At 64.5% G+C, this 25,751-nt stretch carries 22 protein-coding genes; 7 read left to right on the plus strand and 15 right to left on the minus strand.

Going from position 1 to position 25,751, the window contains the following annotated elements; all coding sequences use genetic code 11:
• Nucleotides 1–2: 2 nt before the first annotated feature.
• Nucleotides 3–1,160, minus strand: a complete 1,158-nt coding sequence (locus FDW84_RS08490) for a glycosyltransferase family 4 protein (protein ID WP_205754739.1) — start codon at nucleotides 1,158–1,160, stop codon at nucleotides 3–5.
• 260 nt (nucleotides 1,161–1,420) lie between these two features.
• Between FDW84_RS08490 and FDW84_RS08495 the strand changes: the two genes are divergently transcribed.
• The gene (locus FDW84_RS08495) at nucleotides 1,421–2,290 is read left to right on the plus strand and encodes a PRC and DUF2382 domain-containing protein (protein ID WP_138608460.1); all 870 of its coding nucleotides are present in this window, start codon (nucleotides 1,421–1,423) and stop codon (nucleotides 2,288–2,290) included.
• 191 nt (nucleotides 2,291–2,481) lie between these two features.
• On the opposite strand, the gene FDW84_RS08500 is transcribed toward FDW84_RS08495, so the two are convergent.
• Nucleotides 2,482–2,943, minus strand: a complete 462-nt coding sequence (locus FDW84_RS08500; protein WP_138608463.1) for a DUF4383 domain-containing protein — start codon at nucleotides 2,941–2,943, stop codon at nucleotides 2,482–2,484.
• 154 nt (nucleotides 2,944–3,097) lie between these two features.
• On the opposite strand from FDW84_RS08500, the gene FDW84_RS08505 reads away from it, so the two are divergent.
• Nucleotides 3,098–4,411 (plus strand): cell division protein PerM, encoded by a 1,314-nt coding sequence (locus FDW84_RS08505; protein ID WP_138608465.1) that lies wholly within the window; start codon nucleotides 3,098–3,100, stop codon nucleotides 4,409–4,411.
• A 30-nt stretch (nucleotides 4,412–4,441) separates the two neighbouring features.
• Here FDW84_RS08505 and FDW84_RS08510 read toward each other — a convergent pair whose 3' ends face one another.
• The gene (locus FDW84_RS08510) at nucleotides 4,442–4,873 is read right to left on the minus strand and encodes a hypothetical protein (protein ID WP_138608467.1); all 432 of its coding nucleotides are present in this window, start codon (nucleotides 4,871–4,873) and stop codon (nucleotides 4,442–4,444) included.
• Nucleotides 4,874–4,912: 39 nt separating this feature from the next.
• Here FDW84_RS08510 and purN point away from each other — a divergent pair, with 39 nt between their 5' ends.
• Nucleotides 4,913–5,482: a phosphoribosylglycinamide formyltransferase gene (gene purN, locus FDW84_RS08515; RefSeq protein WP_138608469.1), complete on the plus strand. Its 570-nt coding sequence runs from the start codon at nucleotides 4,913–4,915 to the stop codon at nucleotides 5,480–5,482.
• A 148-nt stretch (nucleotides 5,483–5,630) separates the two neighbouring features.
• Entirely contained in the window at nucleotides 5,631–6,566 is a 936-nt protein-coding gene (locus FDW84_RS08520; RefSeq protein ID WP_171046726.1) for a hypothetical protein, read from the plus strand.
• A gap of 69 nt (nucleotides 6,567–6,635) precedes the next feature.
• Here the strand turns inward: FDW84_RS08520 and FDW84_RS08525 are convergent, their stop codons facing one another.
• A complete protein-coding gene (locus tag FDW84_RS08525; protein ID WP_138608471.1) occupies nucleotides 6,636–7,988 on the minus strand; it encodes an MFS transporter in 1,353 nt (450 codons plus the stop codon).
• 142 nt (nucleotides 7,989–8,130) lie between these two features.
• Between FDW84_RS08525 and purH the strand changes: the two genes are divergently transcribed.
• Nucleotides 8,131–9,816 carry a bifunctional phosphoribosylaminoimidazolecarboxamide formyltransferase/IMP cyclohydrolase gene (gene purH / locus FDW84_RS08530; RefSeq protein WP_138608473.1) on the plus strand — a complete coding sequence of 562 codons (1,686 nt, stop codon included), beginning with the start codon at nucleotides 8,131–8,133 and terminating at the stop codon, nucleotides 9,814–9,816.
• A gap of 135 nt (nucleotides 9,817–9,951) precedes the next feature.
• On the opposite strand, the gene FDW84_RS08535 is transcribed toward purH, so the two are convergent.
• Nucleotides 9,952–10,170, minus strand: coding sequence for a hypothetical protein (locus FDW84_RS08535; protein WP_138608475.1), 219 nt, complete (start codon nucleotides 10,168–10,170; stop codon nucleotides 9,952–9,954).
• Nucleotides 10,154–11,119, minus strand: coding sequence for a trypsin-like serine peptidase (locus FDW84_RS08540; protein WP_138608477.1), 966 nt, complete (start codon nucleotides 11,117–11,119; stop codon nucleotides 10,154–10,156). Before FDW84_RS08540 ends, FDW84_RS08535 begins: the two co-directional genes overlap by 17 nt.
• Before the next feature lie 344 nt (nucleotides 11,120–11,463).
• Here FDW84_RS08540 and FDW84_RS08545 point away from each other — a divergent pair, with 344 nt between their 5' ends.
• Complete coding sequence (locus FDW84_RS08545; RefSeq protein ID WP_138608479.1) at nucleotides 11,464–13,683, plus strand: NADP-dependent isocitrate dehydrogenase; 2,220 nt, start codon at nucleotides 11,464–11,466, stop codon at nucleotides 13,681–13,683.
• Nucleotides 13,684–13,759: 76 nt separating this feature from the next.
• Here the strand turns inward: FDW84_RS08545 and FDW84_RS08550 are convergent, their stop codons facing one another.
• Nucleotides 13,760–14,683, minus strand: coding sequence for an EamA family transporter (locus FDW84_RS08550; RefSeq protein WP_240721441.1), 924 nt, complete (start codon nucleotides 14,681–14,683; stop codon nucleotides 13,760–13,762).
• Between the two features lie 83 nt (nucleotides 14,684–14,766).
• Between FDW84_RS08550 and FDW84_RS08555 the strand changes: the two genes are divergently transcribed.
• Complete coding sequence (locus FDW84_RS08555; protein ID WP_138608481.1) at nucleotides 14,767–15,681, plus strand: LysR family transcriptional regulator; 915 nt, start codon at nucleotides 14,767–14,769, stop codon at nucleotides 15,679–15,681.
• A 3-nt stretch (nucleotides 15,682–15,684) separates the two neighbouring features.
• Here FDW84_RS08555 and FDW84_RS08560 read toward each other — a convergent pair whose 3' ends face one another.
• The 8 genes from FDW84_RS08560 to mmsA form a co-directional block, all read right to left on the minus strand.
• Nucleotides 15,685–16,215, minus strand: a complete 531-nt coding sequence (locus FDW84_RS08560; protein ID WP_240721442.1) for a hypothetical protein — start codon at nucleotides 16,213–16,215, stop codon at nucleotides 15,685–15,687.
• Nucleotides 16,212–17,438, minus strand: a complete 1,227-nt coding sequence (locus FDW84_RS08565) for a serine/threonine-protein kinase (RefSeq protein ID WP_138608483.1) — start codon at nucleotides 17,436–17,438, stop codon at nucleotides 16,212–16,214. Before FDW84_RS08565 ends, FDW84_RS08560 begins: the two co-directional genes overlap by 4 nt.
• 279 nt (nucleotides 17,439–17,717) lie before the next feature.
• Nucleotides 17,718–19,268, minus strand: coding sequence for a beta strand repeat-containing protein (locus FDW84_RS08570; RefSeq protein WP_138608485.1), 1,551 nt, complete (start codon nucleotides 19,266–19,268; stop codon nucleotides 17,718–17,720).
• 86 nt (nucleotides 19,269–19,354) lie between these two features.
• The gene (locus FDW84_RS08575) at nucleotides 19,355–20,281 is read right to left on the minus strand and encodes a hypothetical protein (protein WP_138608487.1); all 927 of its coding nucleotides are present in this window, start codon (nucleotides 20,279–20,281) and stop codon (nucleotides 19,355–19,357) included.
• 176 nt (nucleotides 20,282–20,457) lie between these two features.
• Nucleotides 20,458–21,528, minus strand: a complete 1,071-nt coding sequence (locus FDW84_RS08580) for a Gfo/Idh/MocA family protein (protein ID WP_138608489.1) — start codon at nucleotides 21,526–21,528, stop codon at nucleotides 20,458–20,460.
• Nucleotides 21,529–21,700: 172 nt separating this feature from the next.
• A complete protein-coding gene (locus FDW84_RS08585; protein ID WP_138608491.1) occupies nucleotides 21,701–22,798 on the minus strand; it encodes a substrate-binding domain-containing protein in 1,098 nt (365 codons plus the stop codon).
• A 50-nt stretch (nucleotides 22,799–22,848) separates the two neighbouring features.
• The gene (mmsB, locus tag FDW84_RS08590; protein WP_138133965.1) at nucleotides 22,849–24,135 is read right to left on the minus strand and encodes a multiple monosaccharide ABC transporter permease; all 1,287 of its coding nucleotides are present in this window, start codon (nucleotides 24,133–24,135) and stop codon (nucleotides 22,849–22,851) included.
• A gap of 45 nt (nucleotides 24,136–24,180) precedes the next feature.
• Complete coding sequence (mmsA, locus tag FDW84_RS08595; protein ID WP_138608493.1) at nucleotides 24,181–25,737, minus strand: multiple monosaccharide ABC transporter ATP-binding protein; 1,557 nt, start codon at nucleotides 25,735–25,737, stop codon at nucleotides 24,181–24,183.
• Between the last annotated feature and the right edge of the window lie 14 nt (nucleotides 25,738–25,751).

The raw sequence follows: 25,751 nt of genomic DNA on the forward strand, positions 1-25,751 counted from the left end.
GTTCACTGCGCCGCCTCCGCCCGGATCCCGGCTCCTGACGTTGCAGGATTGGCTGCCATGACCTGTTCGTAGTGGCCCACCAGCTCCCCGCACAGCGCAGGCCAGGTCCTCTCCTGGACGGAGGCATGCGCCGCAGCAGCGAACGCACGGCGCTTGGCGTCGTCGCCCATCAGGTCCAGGACGCGGGCGCGCAGGGCGGACAGGTCCCCGGGTTCATAGAGCCAGCCCGTCCGGGAGTTCTCCACCAGGTCCAGCGGTCCGCCCCGGCCTGTGGCCACCACCGGCACACCCGATGCCATGGCCTCCTGGATGGTCTGGCAGAACGTTTCGAACTCGCCCGGATGGACAAAAAGGTCAAAGGACGCCATGGCGCGGGCAAGCTCATCGCCGGCCAGGAAGCCGGTGAACACCGCGTCCGGCAGGGCCTCCTCGAGCGCGGCCCGCTGTGGCCCGTCCCCGACAATGACGAGCGTCGCATGAGGAACCCCTGCCAGGGCGGCCAGGTCCTCCACCTGCTTCTCCATGGCCAGCCGTCCCACATAGCCGATGATCCGGTCGCCGCCGGGAGCCACCGAGGCCCGCCACCCGTCGTCGCGCTTCTCCGGAGTGAACCTGCCGGTGTCCACGCCACGGCGCCACATCTGCACCCTGGGGATGCCCCGGCCGCGCAACTGGTTCAGCGCGAAGGTGGAGGGCGCCAGGGTGCGGGAGGCGAGCAGGTGGATGTTTTCCACCCGGTTCCAGGCCCAGCTCTCCAGGAACGGAACGCCGTACCGCGCCGCGTAACTGGGAACTTCGGTCTGGTAGATGGCCACCGTGGGGATGCCCAGCTGGTGTGCAGCCTGGGCCGCCCGCCAGCCCAGGACGAACGGCGAGGCCAGGTGGACGACGTCGGGTGCGTAGTCGGCAAGGATTCGCTTGACCCGGTACACACCGCCCATCGCCACCCGCACGTTGGTGTACCCGGCAAGCGGCACGGCCGGCAGCCGGTGCACCTCGGCGCCCTTGACCGTGCCGGCCGCTTCGCCGTCCTGCGCGGAAGGAGCGATGACCAGGACGTCGTCGCCCCGGCCTTCAAGATGCTCCAACACCCGCAGGATGGAATGCGTGACACCGTTCATCAACGGAAGAAATGATTCAGCAACAATTGCGATCCTCACTCCTCCACGGTGGGCGCCTGCCTTGAAAAGGCGGGGGAGAAAGCGTTACCCCGAGGAAAAGGCTGGGTGAACAGCAGCCTCCGGGGCGCAAAAAAATTACTAAGCAGGCTTTGCATTTGATGCTAAGCATGCTTACGGTAGGAGGGCAGCTAACGCGAAGCCTCAAGCAGCCGGGGCGGAGGCCGACTGCCGGGAATCCGGTGGCGGGACATCCATTCTGTTAGCTAAGCCCAGCGCAACGACACATCCAAGGAGACGTCATGCTCAACAGGGAAAACATTGAAAGCCTGCTCAACAAGGGCGGCAACGTCATCGGATCCGACGGCGAGAAGATCGGTTCGATCGGGCAGCTTTACGCGGACGACGACACGGGCGAGCCCACATGGGTCACCGTCAAGACGGGCCTCTTCGGCACCTCCCAGTCTTTCGTTCCCGTTGAAGGCGCACACAGCCAGGGCGATGACCTGGTGGTTCCGTACACCAAGGAACACGTCAAAGACGCACCGCGGGTGGACGTGGACGGCCACCTCACCCCTGAGGAAGAGGACCGCCTCTACACCTACTACGACCGCGGGGCACGGACGTATTCAGACACCCAGTCGGACACCCGGAACGACGTTGATTTCCAGGGCGACGCCGACCTCAACGCGGGAACCCCGACGGCGGGACTTGCATCCGACCGCGGTACCGCTGACCGCGACTATGACACGGACCGCGGTACTGTCGGCCACGACACTTCCGGACCCAACACTGACGACGCCATGACCCGCTCCGAGGAGCAGCTCCGCGTCGGCACCGAGCGTGAGGCCACCAGCCGCGCCCGGCTCCGCAAGTACGTCACCACGGAAAACGTCACCACGACTGTCCCCGTGCAGCGTGAGGAAGTCCGCCTGGAGCGTGAGCCCATCACGGACGCCAACCGCGGCGCTGCCATGTCCGGGCCGGACATCAGCGAAGACGAGCACGAGGTCATCCTCCACGAGGAGCGCCCCGTGGTGGAAAAGGAAACAGTTCCGGTGGAGCGCGTCCGCCTGGACAAGGACGTCGTCCAGGACGAGGTCACGGTCAATGAGGAAGTCCGCAAGGAGCAGATTGACGCAGACGGCGTGGACCGCGACACCCGCCGCTAATTCACCAGCGCGACGAACGACGCCGGGAGCCAACTTGGGGGCTCCCGGCGTCGCCGTGCGTGCGGTTCTTTCTTGAACGCTGGTGCAGCCCCCGCCATGCGGTGACTGCACCAGCCAGTAGGACGAATACCTTCAGAACTTAGGTTCTTCTTCCATTCGCGGCTCCTGTTTCCCGGCTTACGGATTCCGGGCTATGTCCTGTCCTCCGCCATGTCCCTGGAGAACAGCCAGCCAGCAACAACCATTGCAACGCCCAGTGCCAGGTGGGTCCAGTTGTCAACCATGTTCAGCGCCAGGAAGTTGGCTGCTGAGTCCACTCCGACAATCAGCCCGTAGAGGGCCAGGACGATATACAGTACGCCTGCCCCCAGGAGGAAGTTCCGCGCTCCATGCTCGGTGCGGGACATGGCCCAGCCGGTGGCACCGACGGCCAGCTGCACGATGTTGAGCAGCATGGACACCTGGAACACGCCAAAGAGCATGGCTTGCGAAGCCGGTCCAAGGAACATCAGTTCGCTGTATTGGGTGGTGACGCCCGGGATGAAGCCCAGGACACCCACCAGCATCAAAACAATTCCCACTCCCATGCCCACGTTTTGGACGTCTGCCCGGCCAAAGTGAACGCCGTGTGCATGTGGGGATGCGGTAGTCATTCTTTGCCTCCTATCCACTCTTGTGGACAGTTAAATTTTACGGCGGAGACTTGCGAAAAGCGCCGCTGCAGGCCTCTTTGAGGTTCGCCCGGATTGCGGGATTCAGCCTGTCGCTTGCAGGCCGCCGGGGGTGGCCGTGACACTATGGAGCACGATGAAACTGCGTGCTGATCAGACCGGAGACCGCGGCCTTCCCATGCCTTTGTGGCTGCAGGGGGCCCTCGAAACGGCGCAGGCAGCTGTCATCTCCGCGCTGGTTGTTATCGCCCCGATCATCGCGGTATGGGCAACCGCCGGCTTCAACAACAGCGCCTTCGATGTCCTTGCACGGCTCGCCGGGCAGTCCTGGCTGCTGGTCCACGGTGTACCGCTGGAACTGAGGGCCGCCGGTTCCGATGCAGCGGCGAACGGGGAAGCCGGCGGGCTCTCGCTCATCCCGCTGGGCCTGACCCTGCTGCCGTTCCTCTTGGCCTGGCGGGCGGGCCGCCGTCTTGCCCGGGCATCCTACACCGACCAGCTCTGGCAAGCACTGCTCGGCTCATGGGCTGTCTATGCCGCCTTCGGGGCCGCCACCGGCTTCGTCTGCCGAACAGCGGACGTCGGCATCAACCCCCTGCACGCCATGTTCATCCCGCTCATTCCCTACGCGCTGGGCATGGTGATCGGGGCACGGCGCGAGGCCGGTTCATGGAGCCGGCTGATCGGCGTCGACGCCGTGGACTGGATTTCCCGCACCAGCCAGCATTCGCGCTGGGCCGGTTCCTACCTGGCGTCGGCTGCCAAGGCAGGCTTTGTGGCGGCAATTGCCGCGCTCGCCCTGGCGGCGGTGCTGCTGGCCGCTGACCTCTTCATCCACTGGAACCTGGTAGTCGCGGTGTACGAAGCGCTCGACGCCGGCGCCATCGGAGGTGCGGCGCTCACCATCGCGCAGCTTGGGTTCCTGCCCAACCTCGTGGTCTTTGCCTTGGCCTGGACTTCGGGGGCGGGTTTCGCCATGGGTGCCGGCTCCCAGGTGGGCCCGCTGGGCACGGCAGTCGGCCCGCTGCCGTCCATTCCGGTGTTGGCAGCCATTCCCTCTGGACCGCTCGACTATGCGTTTGTTGCGCTGATCGTCCCGGTGCTGGCCGGTGTGCTGGCTGGCTGGTGGTTCCTGCGCGAAGGTGAAAACCACTTTGACGAATGGCTTTCCATCAAAGTCCGTGCCCGCTGGTTCACGGCCACGGTTTCCACCCTGGTCCTCGGAGTGCTCGTCGGGTTGGCTGCGGGGCTGCTGGCTTTTGGTCTCGCATGGGTGGCCCGCGGTTCAGCCGGCATTGGGCGGCTCACCGAGATCGGCCCGGACCCGTTGTGGACGTCAGTCTGGCTGGCTGTTGAGGTGGGGGCCGGCGTCGTGATTGGTAACGCGGCTGGGCCGTGGCTGGAACGCGAGCACGCCGCGCAGGAAGCGGACGCGAAACTGGTGTCCTAGGCCGTTGGCACCTTGCTGCTTGCCGTCCGGCTAAGGGAGTTGGCGGGGCAGGGAATTTTCCAACTGGATCCGGCAGGCCGACTGCGCCTTGTCGGTCAGTGCACGGCCCACACACGCCTGGTATTCGCGCACTTCGTCGAAGAACAGGGACGTGACCAGGATCAGCAGCACCATGATCGCTGCCACCACCAGTCCGGAAATGGTGCCGATCAGCACCAGCCTGGACTCCTTCAACCTGGCAGCCCGGACCAGCAGGACAACGCCCAGGGCCACGCTGGCCGCCGTCAGGATTCCCGCCAGCCACAGGTAGTTGACGTCCAGCTGGTAGACGAAGAAGGCGCCGAGCACCGAGACGACGAACATCCGGAACAGGGTATGGGTCCTGGCAAGCGAGGCCTTGGCTGCCTCGCTGAGCGGCGGTTTCGTCCGCTGCTGCCCAGCCGGTTCCGGAGTGCTGTTCATGTTTTCCAGCCTACGCGAGCCTGCCCATAAGCTTGGACCATGCGCATCGTAGTCCTCGTTTCCGGTACCGGGTCCAACCTCCAGGCTGTCATTGACGCGGTTAAGGCAGGGGAACTGGACGTTCAGATCGCTGCTGTTGGTGCCGATCGTCCGGGGACCTATGGGGTGGAACGGTCCGCTGCGGCAGGCATTCCCACCTTCGTGGTGGACTTCAAGGCATATCCGGACCGGGCCGAATGGAACGCGGCGCTGACGAAGGCCGTTGCCGCGTTCGAGCCGGACGTGGTGGTCTCCTCGGGCTTCATGCGGATTGTGAGCCCCGAGTTTATCGACGCTTTCAACGGCAGGTACCTCAACACCCACCCGGCCTTGCTGCCCGCTTTCCCGGGGGCGCACGGTGTCCGGGATGCGATGGCATACGGCGTGAAAGTCACGGGCTGCACCGTCCACTGGGCCGACGCCGGGGTGGACACAGGACCTATCATCGCCCAGGAAGCCGTCAACATTGAGGACTCGGACACCGAGGAAACCCTGCACGAACGCATCAAGGTGGTGGAACGCCGGCTCCTGGTGTCCACCCTGGCATCCCTCGCCGCAGCCCGCCACTAACCCTCCACCCCTCCTCCCCACCCAACTAGGTAGCAGCAGATGTCCGAATAAGGGCCCATACCGACATCTACTGCTACCTAGTTGGGGACGGAGGACGTTCCTGTGGATAACTTCTGCAGCTCCCCGGGACACTTTGTCATCATGAGCCATGAGAACTCCGCGGCCAATGCCGGACGTGCTGCCTTCCGGCGCCTTCACCTTCCAGGAAGCGGCCGACGTCGGGGTAACAGCAGGGCGGCTCCGGCACCATTCTCTCGCTACGCCGAGCAGGGGGATAAGGCAGCCGCTTCACCCTCCGCTTCCTGAACTGGAGTCGGTTGTCCGGCCGTTGACAATGGTCACCGAGTTCTGCGCTGCCTCTCATGCCACAGCCTTCACGTTGTGGTCCTTTCCCGGGTTCCTGCCGGGGAAGGATGATCCCGTTACCCACATCTCCAGGCCGGACACTCTCGCGATTCCGCGCCGCAGCGGAGTCCAGGGACACCGTGGCCAGTTCTTTGCGGATGAGATCGTGACTCATAACGGACTCCTGATCACCTCGCGGGTAAGGACCTGGTTGGATTGCTCTCGCAAGATGTGCATCGAAGAACTGACCGTTGTGGCCGACCACTTGCTGCGGATCCCGCGGGCGGAGTTTGAGGGCAGGACCGCGCCGTATGCGACGAGGGATGATCTCGAGGAAATTCTGGACCGGCACAAGGGGACACCCGGTATCAGGAAGGCGCGGGTTGCCCTGGAGCGTGCACGGGTAGGCTCGGATTCCGCGCGGGAAACCAAACTGCGGCTTGCGCTGGAGGATGCCGGCCTGCCCGAACCCCTCCTGAACATGCGCATGGACCTGGGAGCCGGCGTCGTACGCCAGCCCGACATCAGCTATCCGGAACAGGAAGTGGCGGTGGAATACGACGGCGAGGGACACTCCGAGGCGGGTCAGATCGTCCGGGATATCGCCCGTGAGGAGGACTTTGCCCGTGCCGGCTGGCTGCTTGTGAGGATTTCGAAGCGGCACATGGAGCATGGTGCACGGGCTGCCGTCGGCAAAGTCCGCTCGGCCCTGCTCAGCCGCGGCTGGTCGCCCAACTAGGTAGCAGCAGATGTCGGAATACGGGCCCAATACGACATCTGCTGCTACCTAGTTGGGAGGGGAGAGGGGCTACTCGAGGCGGCGCTGCCTGGTTTCCGGGGAGAAGAAGGCCATCCACAGCACGGCCAGCAGCACCAGTCCGCCGGCCAGCGCAAAGGAAGTGGCCAGGCCCAGCTCCGGCCAGAAGTAGTTCGCGAAGATGAGCGGGCCGAAGCCAGCCCCAAGCCGTGAGAACGTTGACGCCCAGCCGAAGCCGGTGCCGCGGAGTTCGGTGGGGTAGAGCTCGGACACGTAGGCGTAGAGCACCGGAATGGCCACCTGCACCACGAACCCGAACACCAGCAGCCAGAACACTGCTGCGGTGGGGATGTCCACCACGAAGGCAACGATCACCAGGGTCAGCGCGGACAGCGGCCCGGTGATTGCCAGGATCCATTTACGCCCCACGCGTTCCACCAGGAGGGCCGCCACGATCACGCCCAGGAGTCCGACGGCGGCCATGGACGCTGTGGTGACGAACGCCTTGTACTCGGCGAACCCGGCGCCGATCAGGATCCGGGGCATCCACGTCAGGGACAGGTAGTAGACCAGCAGGATGCTGAAGAACAGTGCCCAGGCCGCAGCCGTGATCTTCCAATTGAACTGCCACACCGAGCGCAGCTGGGTCCAGGCGCTGCCGGCGGAGAGCCGCGGCACGTCCTTCGCATCGGGGAGGCTGTAGGCCCGGGCTTCCGCTCCCGTGGCTGCCACCAGGCCGTCAATCACCTTGGCCGCTTCCTCGCGCCGGCCCTTGCGGATCAGGAACAGCGGGGACTCCGGCACGCTCCGCCGAACCCAGAAGACCAGCAGGGCGGGCAGGACCATCACCAGCATGGTCAGCCGCCAGTCTCCGTACAAAGCCACCAGCGCGGCGGAGACGAAGCCTGCGAGCGCTGCACCGATGGGCCACCAGCCGTCCATGGCAGTAAGTACCTTGCCGCGCTGCTTGCGCGGGGTGAACTCGCCCACCAGGGCATAGTCCACCGGGATGCAGCCGCCCAGCCCGAAGCCCGCCATGAAGCGGAACATGCAGAACCAGATGAAGTCGGGGGAGAAGGCACCCAGCACCGTGAAGAGGGAGAAGATCAGCAGCGTCGCAGTGAACGCCTTCTTGCGCCCGATGGTGTCCGCGATGGTGCCCCAGATGAAGGCACCCAGCGCCATGCCGATCAGGTTGGACGTGCCCACCCACGCGACTTCCCCCGGGGTCAAAGCCCAGTGCGCGGAGAGCAGCGGAATGAGGATGCCGTTGAGCGTCACATCCCAGGCATCGAACATGAAGCCGAGGCCGCCGATCAGAAAGATCCTGCCCTGGACTTTCCATCGCCATGGCAGTTCCTGGACCACCTGTTCGCCGCTCGGCACAGTGGTGTAAGTATTCATCGCAGCCTCCTGGGGAAAACTCTAGCCGGGCCCACTGGCGTTCACACTCACGCTGGCACGCCGGGCAATGTCGCCTTCGCGCTAAACTGGCCGTATCCCCACCAACCGCGGCGTTGTTCCGCGAGATAAGACGGAGACATTTGTGAGCTTCACGCAGCATGAGCGCGTATCCATTGACCGTGTTCCCATCCGCCGGGCGCTGATCTCGGTTTACGACAAGACCGGTCTGGAGGAGCTCGCGCAGGGCCTGCACGCAGCGGGAGTGAAGCTCGTGTCCACCGGCTCCACGGCCAAGAAGATCGCCGCCGCCGGCATTCCGGTCCAGGAAGTCGAGGAAGTCACCGGCTCCCCGGAAATGCTGGACGGCCGCGTCAAGACGCTCCACCCGCGAGTCCACGGCGGCATCCTGGCCGACCGCCGCGTGCCGGCGCACATGGAAACGCTCACTACAATGGAAATCGAGCCGTTCGACCTGGTGGTGGTGAACCTCTACCCGTTCGTTGAAACCGTCAAGTCCGGCGCTGCCCAGGACGACGTCGTTGAACAAATCGACATCGGCGGTCCCGCCATGGTGCGGTCGGCAGCGAAGAACCACGCCGCCGTCGCCATTGTTGTTGACCCTTCCTTCTACGGTGAAGTGGTCACCGCAGCGGCTGAAGGCGGGTTCGACCTGAAGACCCGACGCCGGCTGGCCGCCAAGGCGTTCGCCCACACCGCTTCCTACGACAACGCGGTGGCCTCCTGGACGGCGAGCCAGTTCCTGGACGAAGACGGCGACGGCGTCATTGACTGGCCCGCATACGCCGGCCTCTCCCTGGAGCGCTCCGAGGTCCTGCGCTACGGCGAGAACCCGCACCAGCAGGCAGCCCTGTACGTGGACAAGGCGGCGCCGGTGGGCATCGCCCAGGCCGACCAGCTCCACGGCAAGGCCATGAGCTACAACAACTTCGTGGATGCCGACGCGGCCCTGCGGGCAGCCTACGACTTCACGGAACCGGCCGTAGCGATCATCAAGCACGCCAACCCCTGCGGCGTGGCCGTCGCCTCCAAGGACGCGGCCGACCCCATCGCCGACGCCCACGCCAAGGCACACGCCTGCGACCCCGTCTCGGCCTTCGGCGGTGTCATCGCCGCGAACCGCACCGTGACCGCCGGCATGGCCAACACGGTCAAGGACATCTTCACTGAGGTGGTCATCGCGCCAGGCTTCGAGCCGGAGGCCGTGGAGATCCTGTCCAAGAAGAAGAACATCCGCCTGCTCGCCCTGCCCGAGGGCTACGGCCGCTACCCCACGGAATTCCGCCAAGTATCCGGCGGCATGCTGGTACAGGTCACCGACAAGGTAGATGCCGACGGCGACAACCCCGCCAACTGGACCCTTGCCGCCGGTGATGCCGCTGACGAGAAAACCCTCGCCGACCTCGCCTTCGCCTGGCGGGCTTGCCGCGCCGCAAAGTCCAACGCCATCCTCCTTGCCGCTGACGGTGCCGCCGTTGGCATCGGCATGGGCCAGGTCAACCGCCTGGACTCCTGCCGGCTGGCCGTGGAGCGGGCCAACACCCTGGGCGTGAAGGTGGAGTCGGACATCGAAGGCGCCGGCGGTGCCTCGAATACCAGCACCGAGGGCGCACCCCAACGGGCTCGCGGGGCAGTGGCAGCCTCCGACGCCTTCTTCCCGTTCGCCGACGGCCTGCAGATCCTGATCGACGCCGGCGTCCGCGCCGTGGTCCAGCCCGGCGGTTCCGTCAGGGATGAGGAAGTCATTGCGGCAGCCAACGCGGCAGGCGTCACCATGTACTTCACCGGCGCCCGCCACTTTTTCCACTAATCCCCACCGGCTCCTTAACCTCGCTGCGCTCGGCCAGGAAACCCTGCCGGCGTGCGCTCAAGTAAGAGGAACGACGGCGCCTGTCCCCGCAGTGGGGACAGGCGCCGTTGTTGTTGCCTGCTGTTCTAGAGGTTCCTAGGGAGCGGAGGCTTCCGGGCCGGATTCCGATGCACCGGTGTCCGCGCCCCTCTGCTTGAGACGCGGACCCTCCTCCGGAAGCAGCAGCTCCCGGGGCCTGGCTTCCGCCATCCGCTGCTCTGTCCAGTACTCGAGGATCTCGTCGTGCGTCTGGTTTACATCGCAGCGGCTGACCGAATCGTTGCCGGACGGCTCGCTGCTAGGAGACTGACGCACTTTGGTACGTTGCCTGGATGACCGTGCCCCAGTACGGGCCGTACATCACTGCGGAGCCGTTGTTGTAGCCGTAACTGTTGACCGAGTTCTGGGGGCCCGAGGAGTCGGTACCGATGAACCATGGACCGCCAGAGGAACCACCGGTCATATCGCAGGGTATGCCCTGGGAGTTGAACTGTGGGTTGCGCTTGTCGTTTGCAGCTGTTCCGGTGCAGCTCTTCAGTGTCTTCCCGTCGAACGGTGCAGCGGCCGGGTAGCCGAAGGACTTGTATGTCAGGCCGCGGGGCTGGTTGAAGGCCACGCCGGAACCGCCGACGACGTCCGTCAGGTTCTTCTGATCAAGCCTGTCCATCACGGCGAAGCCGGTGTCGTAGGCCATGTCACCGGCGGCGCTCCACTGGACAGGGACGTGCAGGGATTTTGCCGTCCACCGGCCGTACGGGGCGACGCCGTTCTCGTAGCCGGGAACAAATACGAAGTTGGCGGATGCTTCAGGTCCCTCACTAAGGCAGTGGGCTGCGGTAGAAACGGTGCTCTTATTGGCTGAGGTCACTGCATTGCCCGAGCAGACATAGTTCGATCCGCCCAGGCTGAAGAACACCTTGCCGATATGGCTGACGGGAGCCTCGTTCTGGGCGATGGTTGGCTTGCCCTTGGTGGCCTTGACTTCGCTGCCCTTGCCCTTCTCCACGGTGGAGTCCTTCGAGCGGTTGCCACGTTCCAGCGCTTTCCCGGCCAGGACATCCCCGGGAATGGCGTTCTTCATCTTCTCGGCCGTCCAGTATTCAGCTACTCCGGTGCTGTCAACGGTGATGCTGACAACGGAAGGATCCTTTTTCCTGTCCTCGAGGGCCGGCGCGGCGGCGGTTGCGCCGGCAGTGCTGAGTGCCAGAACGGCAGCGGCTGAAAGGCTAAGGAAGCCGGAGGCCAGAGACCGGGTGCGTGTCATTGTTGTCCTGTCTTGAACGGGGATAGGCCCCGGGGAGGGCCGAAAGTGACTTAGCGAATTTACCGCCATGTGACACCTGTTGTAAATAGTAGTGACGTATCATGTAGGCTTTGCCGGTCCTCCGCCTCGGGCCGTGGGTGCGGTTCGGATGGGGGAAGCACGACGGCGGCGTGCCCGCCAGGGTGCGTGCCGTCGTCGTCCGTTCTCCATCGCTGTAATCCTGCTCACGGCGGGGTAACGCTCGGACTCCCGTACGATTCAAAGCCGCGTCCTCGGGTAAGTTGTACATGGTGGAATAGACAGAATTTTCACAACCAAGCCGACCCACAGGGAGACGCCCGCGCATGTCCAAGATCATCTACACCCACACCGACGAAGCGCCGATGCTGGCTACCTATTCGTTCCTGCCGATCATTGAGGCGTTCGCCTCGACAGCAGGTGTGGAGGTGGAGACCCGCGACATCTCGCTCGCCGGCCGCATCATCGCCCAGTTTGGTGACTACCTCACCCCGGAGCAGCAGATCGGTGACGCCCTTGCTGAGCTCGGTGAGCTGGCAAAGACGCCGGAAGCCAACATCATTAAGCTCCCTAACATCAGCGCTTCCATCCCCCAGCTGAAGGCCGCCATTGCGGAGCTGCAGGGCCAGGGCTACGCGCTGCCGGATTACCCGGACAACCCCTCCTCGGACGAGGAGACGGCCATCCGCTCGCGCTACGACAAGATCAAGGGCTCCGCCGTGAACCCGGTCCTGCGTGAAGGCAACTCCGACCGCCGTGCACCCCTGTCCGTCAAGAACTACGCCCGCCAGAACCCGCACTCCATGGGCGCCTGGACCGCGGAGTCCAAGACCAACGTGGCCACCATGGGCAAAGACGACTTCCGCTCCAACGAGAAGTCCGTGGTCATGGATTCCGAGGGCACGATCGCCATCCAGCTGGTCCGTGAGGACGGCTCTGTTAAGGTCCTCAAGAAGGCCTTCCCGGTCCAGGCCGGCGAGGTCATCGACGGCACTGTCATGCGCGCCGCAGCGCTGGATGAATTCCTGAAGGCCCAGGTTGCCCGCGCCAAGGAAGAGGGCGTGCTGTTCTCCGCCCACCTCAAGGCCACCATGATGAAGGTCTCGGACCCCATCATCTTCGGCCACGTGGTCAGGGCCTACTTCTCCGAGCTCTTCGAGACCTACGGCAAGCAGCTCGCCGCCGCCGGCATCAGCCCCAACAACGGTCTTGCCGCAATCCTGAGCAGCCTTGAGGACCTCCCGGAGGACGTCCGCGAAGGCGTCCAGTCCCTGATCAAGAAGGGCCTCGAAGAGGGTCCCGCGCTGGCCATGGTGGACTCGGACAAGGGCATCACCACCCTGAACGTCCCCAGCGACGTCATCGTGGACGCCTCCATGCCCGCCATGATCCGCAGCTCCGGCCACATGTGGGGACCGGACGGCAAGGAAGCGGACACCTTGGCAGTCCTGCCGGACAGCTCCTACGCCGGCATCTACCAGGTAGTCATCGATGACTGCCGCGCCAACGGCGCCTACGATCCCACCACGATGGGAACGGTGCCGAACGTCGGCCTCATGGCACAGGCCGCCGAGGAATACGGCAGCCACGACAAGACCTTCGAAATCCAGGAACCGGGCACCGTCCAGATCGTCGACGGCTCCGGCAACGTCCTGATCGAGCACCAGGTCAGCGAGGGCGACATTTGGCGCGCCTGTCAGACCAAGGACTTGCCCATCCGCGACTGGGTCAAGCTGGCCGTCACCCGTGCCCGCGCGTCCCAGACGCCGGCCGTGTTCTGGCTGGACGAGGAGCGCGCCCACGACGCCAACCTCATTGCCAAGGTCAACGAGTACCTCAAGGACCACGACACCGAGGGGCTGGACATCCACATCATGTCTCCGGTCAAGGCCATCGCGTTCACCCTCGAGCGCATCCGCAAGGGCGAGGACACCATCTCCGTTTCCGGCAACGTTCTCCGCGACTACCTGACGGACCTGTTCCCGATCCTCGAGCTGGGCACCAGCGCCAAGATGCTCTCGATTGTTCCGCTGATGAACGGCGGCGGGCTCTTCGAGACCGGCGCCGGCGGATCTGCCCCGAAGCACGTCCAGCAGCTGCTCAAGGAAAACCACCTGCGCTGGGACAGCCTGGGGGAGTTCCTCGCCCTGGCCGTCAGCTTCGAGCACCTGGCCACCACCAAGGGCAACGCCCGGGCACAGGTCCTGGCCGACACCCTGGACCGCGCCACCGGCACCTTCCTGCTGGAAAACAAGTCCCCGAGCCGCCGCGCCGGCGAATTGGACAACCGCGGCAGCCACTACTTCCTGGCCCGCTACTGGGCTGAGGAACTGGCCAAGCAGACGGATGACGCCGACCTTGCCGCCGCGTTCAGCTCCGTCGCCAGCGAGCTTTCCTCCAAGGAGGAGACGATCGTCGGCGAGCTGGCCGAGGTGCAGGGCTCCCCGGTGGACATCGGAGGCTACTACCACCCGGACGACGCCAAGGCTTCCGCCGTGATGCGTCCGTCGGCCACGCTGAACAAGGTCCTCGCCACCCTGGGCTAGGACCTTCACCAGCAACGGGAAAGAGGCGGCGCCCCGGAGTCTGAACTCCGGGGCGCCGCCTCTTTCGCACCCACCTCTAACGTACTGCTGCCCTCTCCACTGTCTCCGGACCGCCGTCGTTCACTGCGCTGCTGTCTGCCGGCTTTTCCCTTTCAGCCTGCAGGGTCACCCCGATGCCTGCGGCTACCACCAGCACAATGCCCAGGACGGCACTCAGGCCCGGCAGCTGCCCCAGGACCAGGAATCCAATCGCAACCGCGATGGCCGGCTCCAGGCTCATCAGCGTTCCAAAGGCCGAAGCCTTCAGCCGGCGCAGGGCCAGAAGTTCGAGGCTGAAGGGGACCACGGGCATCAGCAGCGCCAGGCCCGCGCCCACCAGCAGCAGCTGCCAGTCGAGGTGCGCCGCCACCGCCGGCCCCACAAACACGGTGGTTGCCAGTGCGGCCACGGGCATGGAGACTGCCAGTGCCTGCAGGCCGTTCACTTCATCGCCGGCGCGCTGGGTCAGGAGGATGTAGCCGGCCCAGCAGGCGGCAGCACCCAAGGCAAGCACGACGCCGGTCACATCAGTGCCGCCGTGCCACGGTTCCGTCAGAGCCGCAACGCCGGCGGCGGCGAGCAGGGCCCACCAGCGGCCTGCCTTCCCTCCGCGGATGACCGCGACTGACAGGGGGCCGAGGAACTCAAGGGCACTGGCTGTGCCAAGCGGTATCCGGACGGCAGCAGCCATGAACATCAGTGTCATCCCCGCTGTAACCAACCCGAGCAGGATGGACGTCACCAGCCCGCGCCTGCTGAACCGGGAACGCCAGGGGCGGGTGAACGCGACCAGGATCAGCGCTGCCCAGGCCAGGCGCAGCCAGGCCACGCCGTCGGAACCGAGACGGTCGGCCAGTCCGACGGAGGCGGCCAGACCCAATTGCACGCAGCACATCGCCGCTCCGGCCATGGCTGTACCGGAGCGCGCTCCGCTGAAGTGGTGTGTGGAAGAAGATGGCATGGATTCAGTACACCGTGAAGGGAATGTGTACGTCCACGTGACATTGCTTCACACATCGTCCAGAATTTGTGGACAATAGCTTTATGGAAACACGGCGGCTCGAAGTCCTGCTCGAACTCGCCCGGCAGGGCTCCATGCGCAACGTTGCCGAAACACTGGGCACCACCACATCCACCGTTTCCCAGCAGATAGCGGCGCTGGCACGCGAAACTGGTACCGCGCTGCTCGAACCCGCCGGCCGGGGCGTGCGGCTCACTCCTGCGGGCCGCCGCCTTGCCCATCACGCCGTCGCCATCCTTGCAGCTGTGGAGGCTGCCACTGCAGAACTGGATCCGGGCGCCGAGCCGGCTGGAACGGTGCGGGTAGCTGGATTCGTGACGGCAGTCCGCAAGATCCTCATGCCCATCGTTTCGGACCTGGCCGTCACTCATCCCGAGGTGAAACTCGAAGTAAGGGAACACGAACCGGCAGAGGCCCTTGCCCTCCTGGCAGAAGACACTGTGGACCTCGCCTTGACCTATGACTACAACCTCGCCCCGGACAGCAGCGGAACCTCCTTCGATTCCCTCCACCTCTGGAACACTCCATGGAGCCTTGGCGTTCCTGCAAATGCTGGCGCTGGGGCCGCGGGCAGCGCGCCGGAGGTTCTGAGGGCGTACCGGGACCTCGACTGGATCGGCAACTCGCGGAACAGGGCAGACGAGGACGTCCTCAGGCTGCTTGCGTCAATGGCAGACTTCGAGCCGCGGGTGAGGCACCAGGCCGACAGCCTTGAGCTGGTGGAAGACCTCATCCTGGCCGGTATGGGGGTCGGCCTCCTGCCCTCCGACAGGGAGCCGCGCCCGGGCGTCACGCTGGTTCCACTGCTCAATCCGGACGTCCGGGTGCGCGCCTACGCAAGGACCCGGAGCGGCAACAGCACCTGGCCGGCACTCGCGGCGGTCCTGGAGCACATCACCCGCAGGGCCGCTGGATTGCCTGGCGCTGCTGGTCCCTAAGCGTCAGCCGTTCCCTTTGCCTTTGCCCTCATGGCCCTTTTTGTCATCGTCCTTGTCTGCCTCCGGACCGGGGGCTGGGGGAGCGACGGGAACAGGTGCAGGTGCAGGTGCAGGTGCAGGAATTTCAACTGCCGGCGGCGGAGCTTCGGCAGCGGCCTTTTCCGCGGCAATCCTCTCCTCCTCGGCTGCCTTCTCAGCCGCAGCTTTTTCGGCCGCCGCAACAGCCTCATTAAGGTCTGCCCGCACAGCGATTGCGATCGTGGTGATGCTCCTGCGCCGTTCCTCGGAAATCCGGCCCTCCGACTGGGCGGCCTCCAGCTCAGCTTCGAGACCTTCAAGTGCCCTCAGCGCTGCGGCGGGATCGTCCTGCGATGACGCCTGGGTCACCTCCAGCACACGGGCCTGCAGCTGCCGTGCGGCGTCGCGTTGCAGGCCGGTTTCCGCTGTGCCGCAGCCACCCAGCAAAGCAGCCGCCAGCACGGCGGCCGACCATCCCAGCGCCAGCCGGCCGCTGCCGGCAGGCGTCAACCTCACGGTTCCACGCTCTTTTGGAGTTCCTCAAGGTGTTCGCCGAGGACGCCGGTCACCTCAGGGTAGGGTACGACGTCGGGAGTTGCCTGGGTGGACAGGGTCATCATCAGTGCCGCGACAGCCGCCGCAACTACCACGAGTCCCAAAAGGGCGGTGAGCCAGAAGCGCTTGGTCCGGCGCTTCGAGTCTTTCGCCCGTACCTGCGCCACGACAGCCGCAGGGCTCGCCGTGGCCAGCGCGCCAGTAAAGGGAGCATTAGGTCCTGCAGCTTCCCGCATCTCTTCCACCGACTCCTCCGCAGTGATGGACGGAGGGTGGAAGGGCATGGCCGGCAGGACCCTGGTGGTTTCCGGCGCAAGCTCACCCGGAGTGGACGCGGGCGAGACCAGTGCCTGGCGCAGAACTGTTTCGATGTCCGCCGCTGCCGGCCGCTCGAGCGGATTGATCGCTGTCATGGAGCGGATCAGGTCAGCCCACTCGGAGGGGACGCCGTCAGGAACCTCGGGTGCGCGGTGCAGCCTGGCCACGGCAGATTCCACTGCGCTGCCTGGGTACTCCACAGTCCCTTTGATGCATTCCAGCAGTACCAGTCCAAAGGAGTAGATGTCCGTGGCGGGGGAGAGGGGCTGCCCCATGGCCTGCTCGGGGCTGAGGTAGGCGGCGGTGCCCACCATCGTTCCCGTGGCTGTCAGCCGGGTCGAGTCCACGATTCTGGCAATGCCGAAGTCGGTGAGCTTCGGGCGCAGGGGCTCACCGGGGCGGATCTGGACCAGCAGGATGTTGCCGGGTTTGATGTCGCGGTGAATGACACCCAGACCGTGAACGTAGGCGAGTGCGTCAGCAATTCCGGCGCCAATGACGGCCAACTCCTCCAAGGGAACCGTACTGTGGCGGATCCGGCTCCTGAGGTCCTGGCCCTCAACGAGTTCCATGGTAAGGAACGGCCTCGGCTCGTCAGGTATTCGCGTATCGATGCCGGCGTCGAAGAGCGTCACCAGTCCTGGGTGGTTCAGCGTGGCAAGGAGCTGGATTTCCGCTTCCTGGCGCTTTAGTTCTTCCGCGTCCGGAGCCTGCGGTGCAAAGAGCTTGAGTGCTACGTCGCGGCCCAGTTTCTCGTCCCGGGCGCAGTACACGGACGACATACCGCCGCGGCCAATGACTTCGCCCAACCGATAACGTCCGCCGACCACTTCATTCTTGATGGAGCTAGGCGATTCCGCCACCATGACCCGTTCCTCCCGGTGCGCTGCGGCACTGTCGTACCCCAAATTATACGGGCGAGTAGGGTAATCGGGCGATCGGGCCCGTGGCGACGGGAGGCATGCCGGTGGTCCGGCGGCGAAGATACATGGCTTTCGCCGCCGGACCACCGGTTACAAGGACATGTGTGCTGAGGACATGTTCTAAATAGTTTTGATGGTTGGTTTGAAATGCCTCCTTTCCCTCAGCCTGCCGGGTGCTGCCGTTTCAGGCGCGTGGGCAGGCGCTTCTGGATGTCTTTGGAGTTAGGAGACTTTCCGCTTACGTAGGATCAGGAGTCCTGCCGCCAGAAGCAGCAGGGCGAGGGGCGCCAACGAGGCGTCCACGCCCGTCTTGGCCAGGCCGGTGCTGCCCTGGGACGGGGTGCTGCGGAGGCTGGCGCTGCCGGCGGAAGTGTCGACGGCGATGGCACCGCCCACCGAAGTGGAACCAGCGGGGGCTACCGTGAAGGTGCCGTTGCCGTTGCCGTTGCCGGTGTCAACGGTGCCAAAGCCGCTGCCATCGTTCTGGCCGGTGTTTCCGTCGCCGGAACCGGCTCCGACATCGGTGCCGGTTCCGGGGGTGTTCGTTCCGGGATTCACCGTGCCAACACCGCCGGTAGCACCGTCACCGGGGGTATCAGTTCCCGGGTTCTCAGTAGCGGGCGTCTCGTTACCGGGATTGTCCGTCCCGTTTCCGTTGCCGTCCAGACCGAGGCCAAGGTCAAGGTCTACGCCCAGTCCTGCGTCAGCCTCACCGTTGCTGCCGGTGCCCAGGTCGAGCCCCAGGCCCGCCCCCGCATTTACGCCGCCGTTGCCGCCGTTGGTGTCGCCGAGGGTGATGTCGACGAGTGCGTCGGCGAGGGTGCCGTTGCCGCCGGTGGTGCCGTTGGTTTCGCCGAGGGTGATGTCGACGAGTGCGTCGGCGATAGTGCCGTTGCCGCCGGTGGTGCCGTCGGTGCCGTTGGAGCCGCCGAGTGAAATGTCAACGAGTGCGTCGGCGACGGTGGCGTTGTTGCTATCGGTGCCGTTGGTCCCGCCGAGGGTGATGTCGACGAGTGCGTCGGCGAGGGTGCCGTTGCCGCCGTTGCCGCCGGTGGTGCCGTTGGTGCCGCCCAGGGTGATGTCGGCAACTGCCGTTACGTCTGCCCCGGTAGGTTCTGTGGTGCCTGTCTCTGTTCCTAGTCCGATGGCTGCGTCTGCAGCTACGGCCAGGTCCGTGGTTGCGGTGTCGGCAGCACCAAGGGCCACGTTGACGTCGGCAACTGCCGATACGTCTGCCCCGGTAGGTTCTGGGGTGCCTGTCGCTGTTCCTAGTCCGATCGCTGCGTCTGCAGCTACGGCCAGGTCCGTGGTTGCAACGTCGGCAGCGCCCAGGGACAGGTTGCCGTCGGCCACTGCCACTACGTCTGCCCCGGCGGGTTCCGTCGTGCCTGTAGCGGTTCCCAGACCCAGAGTTGCGTCTGCAGCTACGGCCACATCTATTGTGAACGCGTCAGCCAAGCCAACGTTGCCAAGTCCCAGATCAACGGTAGCGGCGGCTGCCAGGGCACCCGTGACGCCGTCGATGCCGGTGACTGTATCACCAGCGAGTGCTACATCCGCTGCGGCGGCGACGCCAGTTGACCCGGACGGCGTTGAATCACCCAGCAGACCCAACGACGCCGAATCAGCGGACGTCGCCGCCGAGATGAGGGCGGAGGCGGAAAGATCCGATCCGCTGGTAGTGTCCGCGGCATTTGCCGCGGTGCAGCCGAGGGCTAAAAGCCCGCCGGCGAAGAGGGTGCCAAGCATCCCCCTGCGAAGGTTTGAACTCATGATGGTATCTCCTGAATAGTTGAGTTACGGCGCTGAGCAGCGCCTGTAGGATCCGTGTTCTGCCGGAAAGGGCAGAGGGGACTCAACTAGTCAGGAGAGGAGCCGGGGTCGTAGGACACCGGCGCAGGGATGTGCTCGAGGAGCTCACCAGCAGGAGCGGGGCCGGTGATAGGCAGGTCAAGATCGCAGGGACTCAACCAGGCTGCGGCACCGGAGGACACACCCGAAGATGCTCCGCTTCCCGTACCTGAAGCGGGCACGCCAGGTGCCGGGAAAGGAAAGGACGAAGGATCGTTGGTGTCGGGTTGCTCCCCGACCTGCGCCTCAGCGAAAACCCACTCCAGCCGGGACGAGTCCGCCGAGACTAAGTCGCTGGTGCCGGCAATAACGGAAGCTGCCGCGGCTGCAATGGCCGCAGTCGAAGCGACTGCGCCCGGAGCCACGGTCTCAGTGGTGTTGGTTGGCGCTTCCGCCTGCTGCTCAACATCCTCGTGCGCCAGCACACCATCAAGGTCAGGAAGCGGAACGGGAAGCGGAGCGTTGCCGGTGATCACGGCGGAAACAGGTTGCAGTACCGGTTCCAGCACAGGCGTCGCCTCGACTACAGGCGCGGCAACTACCATTATGGCTTCCGAAGCTGTTGTATCCGCCACTTGGGCGACCGGAACCGCAACCGCCGACACTGTTCCCGCGGGCACCACCTGGCTAACTACAGGGACGGAGGCTACAACGTTATCGGCCAGCCCCGAGACTCCGCCGACTATCGGCTTCAGCAGGCCAGATGGTGACGCCTGTGCTGCCGAGACAGTGGCGGCCGGAGCCGTGGAGTCCGGAACGGGCAGCCTGTCCGCCACCGAGGATACAGAAGCGGTGACGCCCCCCAACACGGATGCTGCATCCGGAAGCGCATCGGCGGAAGCTGCCGTTGCTGAGAACGTGAGCCAAGTGAACGTGGCTGCTCCAGCAAGCAGCACCGGCCTGAGCGCACGCCATGGCGAGACTTTTCTAGCCATGCGTACCACCCCCAGTACTGTTGCATCCGACGATGTCTACAGCCTAAAACCGATTGTTGCAGGAAGTCTAGGGTCTGTTAAAACAACTCGACAAAAAGGAAAACTTTAAGTCGCGGCGGTATGACAATCGGTCCGATACCCGTCAAGTATCAACGGGCTAGTAAGAACCCGCGTCCTCAGTGGTGGTCATTGGGGTAGGTGACACCGAGCTGGGCACGGACTCCATCGAAAAGGCGCATGGTGTTCAGTGAGTCCTCCAGCGGCATTACAGGGCTTTCCGTCAGGCCCTGCTGAATACAGCGCGTAACCTCGCGAAGCTCATAGGCGTAGCCACGGCCCACAGCTTCGAAGGTTTCAGTGCGGCGGTCATTCAGGCCTGTAGCCACTACCAGTTGACGGGGGTTGTTGATCGAGCCCACGCTTTGCAGGAAGCCCAAGTCTCCGGCGACTGTGGCAATCCGAGGCCCGTGGGCCAGCAGGGAGGACGTCAACTGCACCTGCGCCCCATGGTTATAGCCCAGCGTGAGGGCATTCTGCGCGTCCACTCCGTCGTCATTGATGAATCCGGTAGCACTCACCGTTTGGGGAAAACCAAGGGTTCCCAGCGCCCACAGCAGCGGGTAGACCGAAATATCGAGCAAAGCTCCACCGCCGTCCTGCCGCGCCCAAAGCCTGGCGGTAGGGGAATAAGGCGCTGGAAAGCCGAGGTCTGCTGTCACCCAACGAACGTTCCCGAGCTCACCGGACGCCGCGATTTCGAAGGCGCGCTGCATACTCGGCAAAAACCTGCTCCACACCGCCTCCATCAGGAACAGGTTGCGGCTTCGGGCTACCTCGATAAGCTCTGCTGCCTCACGGGCGTTTATGGTGAACGCCTTTTCGCAGAGGACGTGCTTGCCTGCATTGAGCGCCGCAAGGACGATCTCATGGTGTTGTGCGTGGGGAGTCGCCACGTAGACAACGTCCACCTGCTCGTCGGCAAGCAGCCGCTGGTAGCCGGGCACACCGCCGTCGTCCCCGTAAGCCCGGGTGAAGTCATACGCAGCCGCGAACGCGTCTGCCGTGTCCTGGGCCCTGGAGCTCACGGCGTAAAGCTCGGCGTCGGCCAACAAAGCCAGGTCCTGCGATACCGAACGGGCGATGCCGCCAGTCGCGATGACCCCCCAGCGCAGGGGAGAACCGGTAGCGTAGCGGGGGTCCTGATCGGACTGGCTGAACAGCCATGGCTTGGCAATGGGCGCACTCATGGTGACCATCCTCTCACTTCAGTTAGAGGGTTCCGGAACGACCCGGCGAAGCTGATGGAGCGTTCGGAAAATTCTGGCGAAAGGTGTGAGGGCGCGGGTGGAAGTATGGAGGCCAGACGCAGAAGTGCCCGGCCCTCAAGAGGGGACCGGGCACTTCCTGGTTCAGGATTGCTTACTTGGTGATCGGTTCGAGGACCGGGTCCCCCGCGTAGGCTTCCTTGACATTCTCATTGGTAACGATGACCGGCTCCAGCAGGTAGGCCGGAACGGTCTTGACACCATTGTTGTAGGAGTTCTCGTCGTTGATTTCCAGTTCGTTGCCGGCCTGGAGGTCCTTCACCATGGTGATCGCGTGCTCAACGAGCTTGCGGGTGTCCTTGTTGATGGTGGAGTACTGCTCGCCCGCCATGATGGACTTTACGGACTCCACCTCGGAGTCCTGTCCGGTGACGATGGGGAGCTCCTTGCCGGCGGCCTTGACGGACGTCAGGACTGCGCGGGCCAGGGTGTCGTTCGGGGACAGGACGCCGTGCAGGGTTTCGCTGGAGTAGCTGCCCGTGAGCAGAGTGTCGGCACGGCGCTGTGCGTTCTCAGCCTTCCAGCCCTGGGTGACAGCCTGCTCGAACTCGGTCTGTCCGGAGAGGACCTTGAGGGTGCCGTCGTCGATCTTCGGCTTCAGGACGCTCATGGCGCCGTCGAAGAAGACCTTGGCGTTGGCATCGTCGGGCGAACCGGCGAACAGCTCGATGTTGTACGGACCGGAACCCTTCTTCTCCTGGAGGCCTTCCAGCAGTGCCTGGCCCTGCAGTTCACCCACCTTGAAGTTGTCGTAGGCCACGTAGTAGTCCACGTTCTCGGTGTTCAGCAGCAGGCGGTCATAGGCGATGACGGTGGCGCCGGCGTCCTTGGCCTGCTTGAGCTGGGTGCCCAGCTGGGAGCCGTCGATGGCGCCCACGATGATGACCTTGGCGCCCTTGGTGACCATGGCGCTGATCTGGTTCTGCTGCTCCGACACGCCGCCGTTGGCAAACTGAACGTCAGGCTTGAACCCTGCTTCGTTGAGGCCGTCGTTGAACAGCTTCTCTGCAAGGACCCAGTTTTCACTGGTCTTCTGCGGAAGAGCGACGCCGATGGCGGAGTCCTGCTCGAAGCCGCCGGCGCCCTCGGTGCCGCCGCCTGTGGTGGTCTCTGACCGTCCGCAGCCCGTCAGCGCCAGTGCTGCGATGGCAGCGACTGCTGCTGCCTTTCCTGCTTTACCCATCATTCGCATTGTTGGTTCTCTTTCTTTGTGGTGGTGTAACTCTGTCCAGGCTGCGGAGCTCAGGCTTCCCTGGCGATCGCTTCCTTGGTGGAGGTGGTTTCGTCCGGCTGCAGGGGGTTGCTGGGTCCGCCGCCGGAAGGCCGGTTGAAGTTCCTGGTCATGAGGCCGATGATCGACTTCTTGCCCTGGGACTTGTTGTAGACGTCGAACGCGACGGCGATCAGGAGGACCAGGCCCTTGATGATCTGGGTGAGGTCGGCGCCCACGCCCAGCAGCTGGAGGCCGTTGTTCAGGACGGCCATGACCAGACCTCCGATGATGGAACCGACGACGGTGCCCACGCCGCCCGTCACGGCGGCGCCGCCGATGAAGACCGCCGCGATGGCGTCAAGTTCCCAGCCAACGCCGTCGAAGGGGCCCGATGCGGTGGAGCGGCCCACGAAGATCATGCCGGCGAGGCCGGCCAGGATGGACATGTTCATCATGACCAGGAAGTTGACCTTTTTGGACTGCACGCCGGACAGTTCGGCAGCGTGCCGGTTCCCGCCCACTGCGTAGACGTGGCGGCCCAGGATGGTGCGGGAAGAGATGAAGCCGTAAAGCAGGACCAGGACCGCCAGGATGAGGCCGGGGATCGGGAAGGAGGTTCCGGGGCGGCCGGTGGCGAACAGGTACGTGGCGTACAGGATGGCGCCGCTGATGAGGACCAGCTTCAGGGCGGTGACCCACATCTCCGGCACTTCGGCACCCAGGGCCTTGGCGCGGTTGCGGGAGCGGAGCTCCCCCCACACGACGAACGCTGCAGCTGCGATGCCCAGCAGCAGGGTCAGGTTGTTGAATCCGGTGTTTGGACCGACCTCAGGGAGGTAGCCGGCGCCCAGGTACTGGAAGTCGGAAGGGACGGGAATGGTGTTGGACTTGCCGACAAACTGGTTGAAGCCGCGGAACAGGAGCATGCCTGCCAGGGTGACGATGAACGCGGGTATGCCCACGTAGGCGGTCCACCAGCCTTGCCAGGCGCCGATCACCGCACCGAGCGCCAGGCCCAGCAGCACGCCGGCATACCAGGGGATGCCCCAGTCGCGGATTGCCAGGGCCACAGTAACCCCCACGAACGCCGCGACTGAGCCCACGGAGAGGTCGATGTGGCCCGCGATGATCACCAGGACCATGCCGATGGCCAGGATCAGGATGTAGGAGTTGCCGTTGAAGAGGTTGATGACGTTGCCGGGGGTGAGGGTCCGGCCGTCGGTCGCAATCTGGAAGAAGATGATCAGTGCCACCAGGGCGAAGATCATGCCGAATTGGCGGGTGTTGCCGCCAAACAGCTTTTTAAGGGCGTTCATGGTGTCTGTCCTTGTGTCCGGAAGGTTCGGGAGTGATCCAGGGGATCAGGCGGCTTTACGGGCGGAGGTCATCAGTTTCATCAGGCTTTCCTGGCTGGCCTCGTCTTTGTTCAGGACACCGGTGATGGCGCCTTCGAAAATTGTGTAAATGCGGTCCGACAGGCCCAGGAGTTCGGGGAGCTCCGAGGAGATCACGATGACTCCCTTGCCCTGGTTCGCGAGCTGCTGGATGATGCCGTAAATCTCGTACTTGGCGCCAACGTCGATGCCGCGGGTCGGTTCGTCCAGGATCAGCAGGTCAGGGTCGGTGAACATCCACTTTGAAAGGACCACCTTCTGCTGGTTTCCGCCGGAGAGCTTGGCCACCCCCTCCTCGACGGACGGGGTCTTGGTGCGCAGCGACTTGCGGTACTGCTCCGCCACGGTGAATTCCTGGTTGGGGTCCACCACGGAGTTGCGGCTGATCTTCCGCAGGTTGGCCGCCACCGTGGTGGTCTTGATGTCATCCAGCAGGTTCAGGCCCAGGGACTTGCGGTCCTCCGTGACGTAGCCCAGCCCGGCATCGATGGCCTGGCGGACGTTCTTGAGCGTGATCTCCTTGCCGTCCTTGAAAATCTGGCCGCTGATGAATCGACCGTAGGACCGGCCGAAAATGGACCGTGCCAGCTCCGTGCGGCCTGCGCCCATGAGGCCGGCGAAGCCCACAATCTCGCCTCGGCGGACGTAGAAGCTGGAGTTCTTGCAGACCAGCCGGTCCGGCACATTCGGGTGGGCCACGGTCCAGTTCTTGACCTCGAAGAATACCTCTCCGATTTTCGGGGTGTGGTCCGGGAACCGGGATTCGAGGGTACGGCCCACCATGCCCTTGATGATCCGGTCCTCGTCCACGCCGTCGGCTTTCACGTTCAGGGTCTCAATGGACTTGCCGTCACGGATGATGGTGATGGAATCAGCGATCTGCTCGATCTCGTTGAGCTTGTGCGAAATGATGATGCAGGTGATGCCCTTTGCCTTCAGGCCGAGCATCAGGTCCAGCAGGTGCTGGGAATCTGATTCGTTCAGGGCCGCCGTCGGTTCATCCAGGATGAGGATCTTCACGGACTTGTTCAGCGCCTTGGCGATCTCCACCAGCTGCTGCTTGCCGACGCCAATCTCCTTGATGGGCGTGTCCGGGTCCTCCCGCAGCCCAACCCTGGCCAGCAGGTCCAGGGAGCGCAGCCGCGCTTCGGCCCAGTCGATGACCCCCCGCTTGGTGGGTTCGTTGCCAAGGAAGATGTTTTCCATGATGGACAGCTCAGGGATGAGCGCCAGCTCCTGGTGGATGATCACGATGCCCGCATGCTCGCTGGCGCGGATATCACGGAACTGTTGGACCTGGCCCTGGTAGACGATGTCGCCGTCGTAGCTGCCGTATGGGTAGACGCCCGAGAGGACCTTCATCAGGGTGGACTTGCCGGCGCCGTTCTCGCCGCAAATGGCGTGGATTTCGCCGGCCTTCACCCGCAGGCTCACGTTGTCCAACGCTTTGACGCCGGGAAACTCCTTGGTGATGGACCGCATCTCGAGGATGATCGGTTCCGTTTGCGTGGTCTGGGACGTCATGAGCCCTAACCCTC

Origin of the sequence: Pseudarthrobacter sp. NamE5 (assembly GCF_005796225.1) — a bacterium.
Taxonomy (GTDB): Bacteria; Actinomycetota; Actinomycetes; order Actinomycetales; family Micrococcaceae; genus Arthrobacter.